Genomic DNA, 12,408 nt, shown 5'->3' with positions numbered 1-12,408 from the left:
CTAGTAACGACGGATACTCGCTTGCACAGTTTCTTCCAGCGAGTTCACTGAATCGACATCCACAAAGCCGGAGCAACCGCGGACCGACCCGGTATAGACCGTCGCCCCCTCGGGCGGCGTTACTGGCGATGCTGTTACTGTAAAAAAGTTCTTTGTGGTGGACGCACTGGTATCGGGATAACCACCTACAATCGCCGTGGCAACCATATGGTCGGCACAGTCATAAAGCTGGGGGTTGAGAAAGTAGTAAACCGTGTGGGCGTCGAACAGCGCCTGCCCGTCTGTCTCCGTAAAGATGGCATCCCAGTAGGCTGCATGCTGCTGTGTTGCCTGGCCATAGTATTGTTGTTCGGGCGTACCTGAACTCACCCAGCTATCGATTACATCATTGGCCAATGTCCCGAGCTGGGAGACTTCAAACATTATCGCCACAAAGGGCACCTGCTCCTGTTGGATCACCAGCCCCAGCGCGGTCGGGTCCATGGCGAAATTGAAATCGACCACATCTATACCCTGCAGCACCGGTTTGCCATCCCCGGAGCCCACCAGGCCGATGATCTGCTTCAGCTTGTTGAAGCTGTCTGGGTACGCTCTCAACAGGCAGGCAATGTCCGTGAAGGGCCCCAGGGCAAAGAGTGTTACGGTGTCACTGGCGTTGCGGTCCAGTACATCCTTCATCAATTGCACACCATCATTGATACAAAAGGGTGGGAGTTCCTCCCCGGGCGGGTCGAACTGGACAGCCTCAGCATCCAGAAAGCCCTGAGCGCCCAGTGCCAGAATGTCCGCGGTGTAACCAAGTGCACTCAAGCCCCGATAAGCAGATTCGTGAGAGGGTTTGGCTTTGTCGTTGCCAAACAGTGTCACGATACCCTGGACATCCAGATTGCCATCAAGCGCCAGTGTCACTGCGTACGCGTCATCAACATCCGCCGCGTGGCTATCAGGCCCATTGGTAGCGCCATTGATGAGCCCAAGACCATAGTCGGTAGAAAACAGCAGCACATCGCCCGGGCCGGCGCCATTGGAAGAACTGCACCCTGTCGTGACAATTGCAACGAGTGACAGGGTCAAGCTCGCGAGTAGTTGCTTCATATTATTAGGCTCCAAAACTAGTGGCAGACTCAACGAAATACGATACCACACAGCAATTTCACGCCCAAGCCGCAAGTGGCTGGCAGTGTATTGCCGCGCTTTAGAACTTGATCGCTGACAGTGTGTTTCGCCACAACAACCTCGGGCTTCCGGCGGAAGTGCAAATACTGGCCAGTGTTGACAAATACCTTCCAGATTTCTATTTTGCCAAAGGCCACCTGCTTCTGATGTCCAACCGTCGATATAACTGCCGAGGATGATATGCCTGAGAGTGATTTGTTAATAAGCCAGATGTCTCAGGAAGATGCCGCGCTGGCCATCGAGTGGGCCAGGAGAGAGGGTTGGAACCCGGGCTTGCATGATGCGGCATTGTTTTACAGTGCTCACCCTAATGGATTTTTCAAAGGCGTTTTAAATGGTGAAATCGTGGCGGTTGGAAGCGCCGTTACTTACGGTGCCAATTTCGCCTTCTGTGGACTATACATTGTTGCCCCGGAGCACCGCGGCCAGGGCTATGGGCTTGAATTGACCCGGGCGCGGCTAGCCTACTGCGGCGACAGGAACGTGGGGATTGACGGTGTACTGGAGAATGTCGGGATCTACCAAAATATCGGATACATCCCCTACTATGAGAATCACCGGTATCAGTTTGAGGCTGCTCCATTGTCGTATGAAGAGTCGAACCTGGTAACGCTGGACAACCTCGATTTTGAAGACATTGATCGCTATGACCAGCAGTGCTTTCCGGCCATAAGATCGGATTTTTTGTACAACTGGATACATCAGCCGGATTCTCGCTTTCTGGCCTGTGTGGATGATGGCGAGTTAAGGGGCTTTGTACTGCGCCGTCGTTGTGTTGATGGTCACAAAATTGGTCCGCTCTTTGCTGACAATGCCGACATTGCAGATCAACTACTGCGCGGCATCCAATCCGATATCATCGGTGAAGCGGTTCTTCTTGATGTTCCTGAGATCAATTCCCCGGCCCTTGATATCGCAAAACACTACAACATGAAAAAAGTGTTTGCGACAGCTCGAATGTACCAGAAAGAACAGCCTGTCATGGCGGATGAAAAAGTCTTCGGCATTACAACATTTGAATTGGGTTAACGCGCTGCCAAGTGCAGTTTTCGGGGCGCTATGATCACTCTCCCGGGCGGAACCGAGCCACGGGACATTGCCACTTGGGCGTTTTTTCTGGGCAATTCGGGGAAGGAGTATGTTGAATAGATTATTTGCTGCTGGCTTGTCGCTGCTGGTTTTAGCCAGTTGTGCGGCGGACACTATCAAGCGGGCGGATTCACCCCGCAACCGACAGCAGGTGAGTAGAGAGCAGGTACTGGCTCAGCAGAGCATTCCGGTGTACCGCTACAAGGTTATCAACGCCTTCCCTCACAACGTAAGCTCGTATACCGAGGGCCTGCAGTTGCACGATGGCTATCTGTATGAAAGTACCGGTCGTTACAACCAATCCAAATTGCTGAAGACGGATATGCAGTCCGGACGCATCATTCAGGAGCACAGCCTGAGCCCGGACTATTTTGGTGAAGGCCTGGCGATACTTGGGGGCCGGATATTTCAGCTCACCTACAAGTCTAATATCGGCTTTGTGTACGACAGCCAGAGTTTCAAGCTTGAGAAAACATTCTCGTATCCGGCCCAGGGCTGGGGACTGACAACCGATGGCAATGAGTTAATCATGAGTGATGGCTCTGCAGCATTGATTTTCATGAACCCAGACACACTGGAGCAAACGCGCTATATCACCGTTAGCGACAACTACGGCGAAGTCGGCTTCCTGAATGACCTTGTCTATGTCGACGGGGAAATATTTGCAAACGTCTGGCAGACTGACCTGATCGCAAGAATTTCTCCACAGACAGGCAAGGTGACCGCATGGATCGACCTGACGGGCATCAACCCCGATCCACAGACATTGATATACCCTTACGTACTTAACGGCATCACGTATAACAGCGATACGGGAAACCTGATTGTCGCCGGAAAGTGTTGGCCGTTGTTATTTGAAATTGAACTGGTGCCTGACAGAAATGTGGCAGCATCCAATCAATAACAACAGGACTGCAGGTTCAATCGCAGACGACAATGCAAGATGGAACTGATCAGGCCGCCTCGTGCGCCTGCTCTTGCTGCTTGCCGAGCATCGGCAGCAAGCACAACACCATGCCGATGCAAATGATAGCGATACTGATGTAGTCATAGCCGTAGAGCTTTCTTCCCAGAACAGCAGCCGCTTGCAAGGTTGAAAACACCGGCAGTGAATATATGAACAGGCCGGATAACCTGGCTCCTGATAAATGCGTACCGCGTATGATAAGCCCGTATGCCAGTGCTCCCGTTACAACACCCGCATAGAGAATCGTCAGGTCCAGTTTCAGGGTATTTTCCGCGTGGTATCCAAACAGATACTCCAGTGTCGCAGGTGCCACCAGCAGTATGGCGCCAATCATCAGGATAGTATTAATCACCAGTAGCGAAGGCAGGTTGGTGTAGTATTTCTTTACCAGTATCATAAAAATGGCATAGCTGAAGACATTGGCAACCATCCACCAGACACCCACCGGGAATGCCAATTTCAGCAGATTCGCGGGGTTACCTTGCGACACAATCCCCATCACACCAACGATACTGACAAGTATTCCAACAACTTGAATGGGACTGAGGTGATCGCGCAAAAAGAAGTGCGCCATAATCATTGTGACCATCGGCGCCATCGCAAAAATGAATCCGCCAGTAATAGCGGTGATCGAATCCAGTGCTTCAAACGCAAAACCTGCCGAAAGCGTGACGCCAAAGAAGGCCTGGAAGAAAAGCGGCCAGCGCAACTCATAGAGCTGCCTCGCATGCGTCCTGAAAAGGTGCCAGGAAAATGGGATAAGTACCAATGCGGCAATTGAGAAGCGCGCGAATGCCAGTTGCCATGGTGGCATCAATGATGATGCAAAATCTCCAACCACAAAGTTGCTGGCCAGAAAGAAGTTGCCAACTAGCAGTAGCAACAGACCTAGATGACTTGGTTTCACATGTAACCCCTGAGACAGTAGAAGAGTTTTTGCGGCACTAGTTTTATGCTTGTAGGTGCATCAGCCATACAATGAAGGGAATACATTAGCGCATATATGCCCTCTATGAAAATTGCTTCTGTAGCACCAGACTCAATCCCAGCACGCTTCTACAAGTATTTTCTGCCGGAAAATGCGCATCTCGCTTTGTTCGTTTACTATTCCTGTACCGGTTAAAACGCTGATCGCATAGAGATGAGATTCAGAGGGAGGAATCACGATGCCAGTGGCAGGGCCACCATTAGAGGAGCCTATTGCTCTTCACGATATTCTGAAAGTCGGCCTCGATACGAAGCCCGAAGCGGATGCGCTGGTCTCGCGGCGTAAGCGTTGGAACTGGCGGGAGCTGGATGACGAGAGTAACCGGCTTGCCACTGCCTACCTGAATATCGGACTCAAGCCGGGTGACAGAATCGCATCGCTGATGCCGAATCGTTCAGAGCTTCTCATACACTACGTGGCATGCATGAAATGCGGCCTGGTCGCCATGCCGCTTAACTATCGCTACATGGCTGCGGAGATTGATCACGCGCTGGAGATTGGGGGCGCCCGGCTATTACTGACACACGAAGAGCGCAGAAGCGACTTGCTAGCCAGCAAGTACGCCAACAATCTGCCACTGGGGCAGATGTATTACAGCGACACCGAAAGCTCTGGTGATCGCAGCTTCAGCACCATCGTGAAGAACACTCAGGCCCGCGATTTTGTATCGCCCCAACCCGACGACCCTGCCATTATCTTTTTCACTTCAGGGAGCACCGGCAAACCCAAGGGCGTATGCCACAGCTTTGAAACCCTCGGCTGGATTTGCGCGAGTGCGGTGAAGAGTTTCGATATGGGGCCCGACGACATTATGCTGCCTGGCGGATCGGCATCCCACGTCGGAGGACACCACCTGTCTATGATGACACTGGCGTCGGCGGGATGCGTGGTGGTGCCACACACCTCTGATGGCGATGAAATACTGCCGCTGCTGCGGGAAGAACGCCCCACAAAGCTCTGGATGCTGCCGACAGCGCTGTATGTGCTGACTCAGGAGCACAAGGCACATCGCGAGGATTTTTCCTCTGTAAAGGCGTGCTTCTCCGGGGGTGACAAAGTCTCCGAGGCGCTTGAGTTGGAATTCACCCGGCTCGCCGGCATTGCCATTGATGAAGACTACGGCATGACCGAGATTGGCATCCCGACAGTGACGCCACCGGCTGCACTCAAGGTTGGTTCAGTGGGGCCTTTGGCGCCAGGATACCAAGCGTCGTTGCGCGACAGCAGTGGCCTGGAGGTACCGACGGGGGAACCCGGTCAACTCTGGATCAAATTTCCAGGCAATATGGTTGGCTACTGGAACAATCCCGAGGCGACAGCCGCTACCATCGTCGATGGGTGGCTGGATACCGGCGATATAATGAGTATAGATTCCACAGGCTATCTCTGGTTTCACGGCCGTAAAAAGCAGATCATCATCCATGACGGCTCAAACATCTGTCCGCAGGAAGTAGAGGCAGCGCTGCTTGAGCATGATGCCGTGTCCAGTGCCGGCGTGGTTGGTGTGCATGATCCACGCCACGGCGAGAATGTACGCGCCTATATCACACTCAAGGCAGGCGCCCCTAAACCGGGCACACAGGAGCTCATCAAGTTTGCCCGCGCGCGGGTTGGCTACAAATCGCCCGAGGAGATTATTGTTCTCGCTGAAATGCCACTCAACGCAACCGGCAAACTGGATAGAGTGACGCTGAAAAAAATGGCCGCAGAGGCAGTCCACAAATGAGATTGCAGGTAACCAGAAACAGCGTATTGGAGCCCATATCAACCGGGAGCGGCTTGGTACTCGCATCCACAAATTGAACCGAGTGAACCTGATACTGACGTTTCACATCACAAAGACCTTGGATAGGTGAGACAAAGTTCATAAAGTAACTGTCTTTGAGCGTTTTTTTTACAGTCGCGAGAGTGTACAGGGTAGTGCAAGTATAAGCGGGAGACAGTCTGCTTTTCCAACGGGTAAGTGCCAATCGGCATGCCAGAGTGCGCCTAAAGTGGCTTATCATCTATCACATTAAATGCGCCCGAAACTGTATCGCGCTTTCCCGGTGCCTGGCTTTTACGAACCCCGGCACTAACATTGGGGACAGATTTATTTTCCGCGTGCATTTTCCGCGGAGGCTACTATAGCTCCCGAGTGTACCGACACTTTGGAAAAGTAGAACAACCGTAGAATTCACTCCCCGCATTCTTCCCTTTTCGTGCCCTTCGGAGCACCATTGAATTACCACACTTTGGACACATTGATCTGGTTGATTGTCTTGATTGCCGTGGAACGTTAGTTACGGGATTTTCTGGCTGAACTTGCCGAATCATCAAGTCCAGTGTGGGACCATCTACAAGGTCAATATTCTTGCCTGAAGAAAAATTTCGGGCTTCCTGTGTGTACATTCCACTACATACTACACTGGCACTGGCAGCACCTTCCGCAGCCATAACCCCATACAATTCCCGAACAACCCCTACACCAATTTTCTGAGACTTCCAATGTTTGCACTGGATCAGGTGAAGCGCACCATCCTTTCTAAGTCGTATATCAACTCCACCATCAGCACCACCCCGATGATTTTCTAATACTTGATAGCCCTGTCTTCTATATGATTCGGCTACAAGTTTCTCAAATTCACGCCAGGATAGGTCACGAATGGTTGCTACACTCCTTTGAGAGTCCAGCAATTTCCGTTTTCGCCACGCGTTGAATGCCGATATGGGGGCTGGTACTAGAAGGATCAATGCCAGAACAGGGGCAAGATGGGGCAATCCAGTTTGGATACCTTTGAAGAGCGGACTTTGAAACTCCACTGAGGGCAGTAAGATTGCCAGTACCCAGTAAGCCAGCGAGGATATGATCACGCTTACCCACCATGGCAAGACCATCAAAATGTCCAGTATGCCTTCATTTTTTCGCGCCATGCCTTGCTTCCTTGCTGCCACTCGCTCTTTAAGATTTCACATTGCCTTTCAATTTCTGGCTGATATCACTTAATGGTACTTTGATTGCTTTTTCTAAGCGACACATAGAGTCAACCATGAAAGCAATCATCTGTTCCCACTGTTCACGGTCAAACACGTTCCCCGTAGTTTCAGACTTAATACGGCAAGCCCGCTTGGTTTCTAATCGCTCCCACTCTAGTGCCCCCCCAAAACTGGCTTCGAGCTTTTCCTTCAGCGCACAAAGCTGTTCAAATATAAACTCATTTTCATCCTTGTCACCCCGGTCAATATACAATTCCGTACGCGCGTAGTTTTTTGTGATGACAAAATTGAAACCCACGCCACGCACACCCGACCCGGCACCAATCCAATGGTAAACGCTAGGGCTAATATTTTGGTACAGATGTGAGGGCGAGGCATTCATCGCGGGGATCAACTGGGACCAAAAATCGCGGCGTAGTACATGCCGGGTTTTCAACTCGGTTTGCGATTCAATGTCATCCTGCGCTTTTTCAGCCATTCCAATCATGTACTCTTCAGCATCTGGTGTAGGAATGATTTGTTCTACGTTTAAGAATAATTCGTCACCCATAGCAAAAGGGGTTGCATGGAAGCACTGAAGGCGAACTTTAAAGTTCATCAGCCAAAGTACGGTACTGGTGACTTCCTTGCGAAATCTCGCAGCGATCAATATGATCCGCTGGCTTACACCTTTGTTTAGTGCCAGCTCTTCGAAATCCTGACCATCCATGAATTCTGATATACGGTCTTCGGCAGCTGCACCCGGCTCATTAATATCAAGATACTGTTGATAAATTTTGGAAATATTGGTTTTAGATAATCCGGAACAATACGAAGCGTATTTTAATGCTTGCCACGTTACATCTCTGCCAGAGTCATCAAGCTTGTTTTCGATGATAACTAGAGCGCCCTGTTTATCTATTGCCAATAGATCAAGGCGCTCATGTGTATCTTCCCAGCCACTGAACTCCTTTTGAATAATAAGAAGATCTTCTCCCAACACATCCGGCTGTTTAGCAATCCACTCTTGAAGATGATCGCGCTCCCGAAATCCAAGTGATGAAAACGACTTCCTTTCAAGTCTCTGAATGCTGTTTGATGATTTATTAATTTTTTACATTTAAGGTCCTTTATGAATTATACCCTTCCATGTTTAGTGTAATCCCCCCATTTTATGCAGCAGCTATTCGGAGAAATTCATGCTGCCTTCAGCTTGAGATTGAGAGGATGCTCATCCATGCCCAATACACACTGCGAGAGCTGTACTCTCTAACTCACTCTAGCCAAACTTAAGGAAACTACTGTTTAAACACCGCCCTTCGATGATAACTCATGTAGTCCTGATGCTTATCGGTCAAAGTAATCGCCATAGACGAGTTAATACCCAAAACCCCTGAGTCCTCCAGCTGATCTGAAACACAAATAACACCTGATTCTTCGAAGCTTATATATCCCAAATCGAACACCTTATCTAGATTGGGCAAGAGTAGGAGCCCATTGAATGGATCAAGCCGCTCCCGATTATCGGCTTTTGACCAAGGCTTGATATGCGAAGCAACGAGGAATCGAGTATCGGGGTAGCCTGTGACAGCGCAACCGCCCCATTCAAGAATCAACTGTTTTCGAAACTGGCCCTGCCCTACACGCGTATTTACCAAAGAGGCTTTGTCAGTAACGGAAAGAGTTGAGTCTTCGACAATCTGGCTCAGATCTTGCTCAAGATCGGTTTGGGTGACATCAGCCAAAAAATCAGCATAAGTATTTAGAGCTGCGTTATACATACCTTTACCGACAGCGTTACGGGCCTCATACATAGCCAACTGACGGATGCCATCACAGGCCTGTCGAAACTCATTCACGCTGGTGAACTCATGCAAAGACTGGTTGATCAGTCCTGCCTCAGCTGCCCATTTTGATAGGCTTCCGGCAATAGCTCTCGAATAATTCTTGGCTGTTTTGCGGGACTTTCCTATCGAGACAAGCCATTGTTCAAAGCTCATGTATTATGACATCCAAATCTGGGCTAGGGTTTTTCGACATAGATTCAGAATACCCCAATTTGTACGAGGTAGAAAAGAGATGCCTGTATTCGTTCTTTGGCCACGGGGTGTGAACTAAACTGGGATATACTTTCATGGCACTTCCTCAGTAACTACCAATAACTAACAACAAACCTAAAGTTCCCATACCCCTGCCGAGGATAGTTTAGACATCAAATTCCTCTCCCCCGGCAATGCCTTAACAACATACCTCAACGACCCACCTGCCTGCAGCGCATCAAACGGATAACAAGTAACCAACACCAATACATTATCCTCAGTATCAACGGACAATAACTCCCTACTCGAATCCACAACACGCACCTCATCAACCTGATACTCACGCCTTTCCCCCGTAGGCACCTGCACTTGCAGCCGATGCCCTTTACGAAGCTCCTTCAAAAATGCAAAATGTGTATCCCGATGCCCACCAATAACCGCCGTACCACCACCCCCCAGTTCAGCAGACGGCAGCGCACGCCCCGGACCAAACGCAAGGCTGTTCCCCGAATCCCCCTCCAGAATAAACAGATCCACATCCAGCTCCGGCACCTCTAGCCGCCCTACCGGCCAAGTATCCGCCCAGGGCCAAGGTTTTACCACTTGCCCGTTAAGTTGCAGCGTTTCGATCCAGGCCACCTCGATTAGGATAGGCGCAAGTTGTGCCTTCGCCTGGATGATAGCTGCACCACCGAATTGCTGTATCCCTACTGACAACAGACACAGTATGAGACCGTTGCTCCATTTTTTTCTCATCTTACTACCCAAGCTGCTAACCACCGTATTACTCCTCATCTGACGAAACATGATCCGCCTCCTGCATCGACAGCACCCGCACAACCATGGCCAGAAATAGACTGAACGTACCAAACCAGATCTTGGCGGGGCCAGAAGTCGCCGTAGCGGGATACGCAAAATGCTGCGGGCTCTGCCCCTTGGGTCGCGTATTGGGCACAGGCGAAGTGGCGATCGGCTCCCCTGCCGGGCGGGACACAACTTCCTCCACAGCCACAAAGCTGGTGTAGGGGCTCAGCAAATGGTGGGCGAGTGCCAGAGGCAGCACCTCAGCGCGTACTTCTGTTTCGGCGCGGCCGGCTATTTTTTGATCCATCAGCCCAGCGATTTTGCGTCTGGCCCATACGCTGGCCACACCGTCATGGGTGCCGGCATTTTCTAGCTGCGTGCTATCTGTCAGCTGCAGTTTCTGCGTCCATGCCTGCCCATTTACCAGACCACTCACGATGACATCCCCGGTGGGCATTGCCGTACCAAAATTCGCCACCGCCGAGAGCACCTGGCCCTGGTAGAGATCCGGCATGCGCTGGGGCCAGGCATCTACAGGCGCACTCCAGTCGATCCTGAAATCCACGGCTGCCGGGCGGGCAAGTTGCTCAAACAGCGCTGCCATGCTGTTTTCAACTTCGTTGATGTCTCCGATATGGGTGTGGGTGCCGCGCCCGAACTCGGCGGCCTTGCGCATAAACCAGCTATTGGGCGCTGAACCGATGCCCACTGTGAACAACCGGCTGTCGCCGAGGTTGGCCTCCAGTTCCTCCAGTAATTCTGTCTCGTTACCTACCGCACCATCGGTGATGAAGATCACCTGTCGCAAGCGTCGGGCTTCTTCCTCGTCGCCAGAGTGTGACAGCGCCTGGCGCAGGGCCGGCAACATTTCAGTGCCGCCGGAGGCGTTCAGCATGCGAACAAACTCCTGCGCCTTCTGCGTGAAGTGCCTATTGGCAGGCATCGGTTCCCGGTACAGCGCTGTATAGGAAGAATTGAACTCGATGATGTTGAAATAATCCTGCGGGCGCAGCTGTTCCAACGCTCTGGAGACACTGGAGCGTGCCTGCTCAATGGAGACGCCGCCCATCGAACCGGAGGTATCCACAACAAAGATCAACTCGCGCGGCATACTGGCGGGCATGCGCTTGGCGGTGGGCGGCACGACCATCAGCAGCGCGTAATATTCTTCGCCGAACTTCTCCGTGAACAGCGCTGCCTGCGGTGCACTGCCGCTCACCGGCTGCCAGTTCAGGACAAAATCCCTGTCCATTTCGCTGACACCATTCACCAGGTCAAAGCTGTAAACACCGGCCCGGCGCGACAGCGCAATCTCATGGTACAGGGATTCGATACGCGCCAGTGGCATGCCCATATCGACTTCGGCCGTTATCTCTATCGGATTGAGCGGTGCGTGATCGCTGCCCATCGCCGGGTACAGATAGGGCGAGATTTCATCGGCGTCGGGCACACGGTCTGTCGGTGTGGCCCAGCCGAGTGCGCTGTTCACCCTCAGCGGTTCACTACGCACCACCCCCGCTTCTTCCGATGAGTCCTCTTGCTGTCCATGCCGCTGCCTTTGCGCTCCCTCCCTTTCTGCAACGTCGGTCGGCGAACCCGGCATATACCGTGGCGTGATAGTCATCGGGAAGCGCAGGGAGAACACATCGGCCTCATACTCTACCGCCTGTACATATTCCAGGCGCACGGTAATCTCCTCACCGGGGCCAATATTCGCAACCCGATTGGTGAACAGGTTGGGGCGTTGCTGCTCCACCAGGCTCGCCTTCTTCCCCGCCACCTTCGCGGCCTGATAGATTTTCTCAGCCTGCGCCTTTTCCTTGATCACGCCGACGATGCGACGATCAGCCAGTTGCATCTCCATCGCGCGCACGGCGGCACTGCCCGGCAGGGGGAACACATACACCCCCTCCAGATAGTGATCCGTATCGTTGCGGAAGGTCTGCTCCACCTGAACAACGGCGATCATGCCATTGATATCGAAGTGCACCTTGCTGGCATGCATCACCGCCGGGATGTAGCGGCCACTGGCGTCCTCGCGCAGCAACAGATGGCCGCTGCCTACGCCATTGGGGTTCGCGCCTTCCACTGTTTCACTGGCGACTGCCCTGGCCGGGGCAATCGCCAGTAGCAGCAGCCACAGGCTGCCCACGACTACTGCGGGAAAACTACGCACTGCCAACCGCAGTGCTGTGCTGCCGGGCGGGCGTGCAGCCTGCGCGCGGCGGTACCAGATGTAACGTTTGTAAGCCATACGATCTCTCCTTGTGTTTCCGCCATTTAAAAAGATCGATATGGCTAAACGCGGGACTGACTATGGCTTTTTGCTGATGAATAATGGCGAATTATGGCAGCCCCTTGAGATCGCCCCCCGTATTTGGAACTATGGG

Annotated in this window: 10 protein-coding genes; 3 read left to right on the top strand and 7 right to left on the bottom strand. The window is 52.2% G+C overall.

Going from position 1 to position 12,408, the window contains the following annotated elements; genetic code table 11:
- Entirely contained in the window at positions 1 to 1,095 is a 1,095-nt protein-coding gene (locus AC0L6S_RS22140; protein WP_473426276.1) for a nucleoside hydrolase, read from the bottom strand.
- Between the two features lie 261 nt (positions 1,096 to 1,356).
- Between AC0L6S_RS22140 and AC0L6S_RS22135 the strand changes: the two genes are divergently transcribed.
- Entirely contained in the window at positions 1,357 to 2,205 is an 849-nt protein-coding gene (locus AC0L6S_RS22135; RefSeq protein ID WP_473426275.1) for a GNAT family N-acetyltransferase, read from the top strand.
- A 109-nt stretch (positions 2,206 to 2,314) separates the two neighbouring features.
- A complete protein-coding gene (locus AC0L6S_RS22130; RefSeq protein WP_473426274.1) occupies positions 2,315 to 3,169 on the top strand; it encodes a glutaminyl-peptide cyclotransferase in 855 nt (284 codons plus the stop codon).
- Between the two features lie 49 nt (positions 3,170 to 3,218).
- Here the strand turns inward: AC0L6S_RS22130 and AC0L6S_RS22125 are convergent, their stop codons facing one another.
- Positions 3,219 to 4,139, bottom strand: coding sequence for a DMT family transporter (locus AC0L6S_RS22125; RefSeq protein ID WP_473426273.1), 921 nt, complete (start codon positions 4,137 to 4,139; stop codon positions 3,219 to 3,221).
- A 265-nt stretch (positions 4,140 to 4,404) separates the two neighbouring features.
- Between AC0L6S_RS22125 and AC0L6S_RS22120 the strand changes: the two genes are divergently transcribed.
- Positions 4,405 to 5,946 carry a class I adenylate-forming enzyme family protein gene (locus AC0L6S_RS22120; RefSeq protein ID WP_473426272.1) on the top strand — a complete coding sequence of 514 codons (1,542 nt, stop codon included), beginning with the start codon at positions 4,405 to 4,407 and terminating at the stop codon, positions 5,944 to 5,946.
- 398 nt (positions 5,947 to 6,344) lie between these two features.
- On the opposite strand, the gene AC0L6S_RS22115 is transcribed toward AC0L6S_RS22120, so the two are convergent.
- The 5 genes from AC0L6S_RS22115 to AC0L6S_RS22095 form a co-directional block, all read right to left on the bottom strand.
- On the bottom strand, positions 6,345 to 7,097 hold the full coding sequence (locus tag AC0L6S_RS22115) for a restriction endonuclease (RefSeq protein WP_473428676.1): 753 nt from the start codon (positions 7,095 to 7,097) through the stop codon (positions 6,345 to 6,347).
- A gap of 64 nt (positions 7,098 to 7,161) precedes the next feature.
- A complete protein-coding gene (locus tag AC0L6S_RS22110) occupies positions 7,162 to 8,178 on the bottom strand; it encodes a DUF4268 domain-containing protein (protein ID WP_473426271.1) in 1,017 nt (338 codons plus the stop codon).
- A 295-nt stretch (positions 8,179 to 8,473) separates the two neighbouring features.
- On the bottom strand, positions 8,474 to 9,175 hold the full coding sequence (locus AC0L6S_RS22105) for an HNH endonuclease (RefSeq protein WP_473426270.1): 702 nt from the start codon (positions 9,173 to 9,175) through the stop codon (positions 8,474 to 8,476).
- Between the two features lie 174 nt (positions 9,176 to 9,349).
- Entirely contained in the window at positions 9,350 to 10,021 is a 672-nt protein-coding gene (locus AC0L6S_RS22100; RefSeq protein WP_473426269.1) for a class GN sortase, read from the bottom strand.
- A complete protein-coding gene (locus AC0L6S_RS22095; protein WP_473426268.1) occupies positions 9,999 to 12,272 on the bottom strand; it encodes a marine proteobacterial sortase target protein in 2,274 nt (757 codons plus the stop codon). Before AC0L6S_RS22095 ends, AC0L6S_RS22100 begins: the two co-directional genes overlap by 23 nt.
- Positions 12,273 to 12,408 lie beyond the last annotated feature (136 nt).

Source organism: Halioglobus sp. D3-4, assembly GCF_055809315.1.
This window is presented reverse-complemented; position numbering and strand designations above follow the sequence as displayed.

What these genes read in the sequence shown, in the direction of transcription:
- AC0L6S_RS22140 (WP_473426276.1), bottom strand. Translation starts at nt 1,095, where the DNA reads ATGAAGCAACTACTCGCGAGCTTGACCCTGTCACTCGTTGCAATTGTC.
- AC0L6S_RS22135 (WP_473426275.1), top strand. Translation starts at nt 1,357, where the DNA reads ATGCCTGAGAGTGATTTGTTAATAAGCCAGATGTCTCAGGAAGATGCC.
- AC0L6S_RS22130 (WP_473426274.1), top strand. Translation starts at nt 2,315, where the DNA reads ATGTTGAATAGATTATTTGCTGCTGGCTTGTCGCTGCTGGTTTTAGCC.
- AC0L6S_RS22115 (WP_473428676.1), bottom strand. Translation starts at nt 7,097, where the DNA reads ATGGTCTTGCCATGGTGGGTAAGCGTGATCATATCCTCGCTGGCTTAC.
- AC0L6S_RS22105 (WP_473426270.1), bottom strand. Translation starts at nt 9,175, where the DNA reads ATGAGCTTTGAACAATGGCTTGTCTCGATAGGAAAGTCCCGCAAAACA.
- AC0L6S_RS22100 (WP_473426269.1), bottom strand. Translation starts at nt 10,021, where the DNA reads ATGTTTCGTCAGATGAGGAGTAATACGGTGGTTAGCAGCTTGGGTAGT.
- AC0L6S_RS22095 (WP_473426268.1), bottom strand. Translation starts at nt 12,272, where the DNA reads ATGGCTTACAAACGTTACATCTGGTACCGCCGCGCGCAGGCTGCACGC.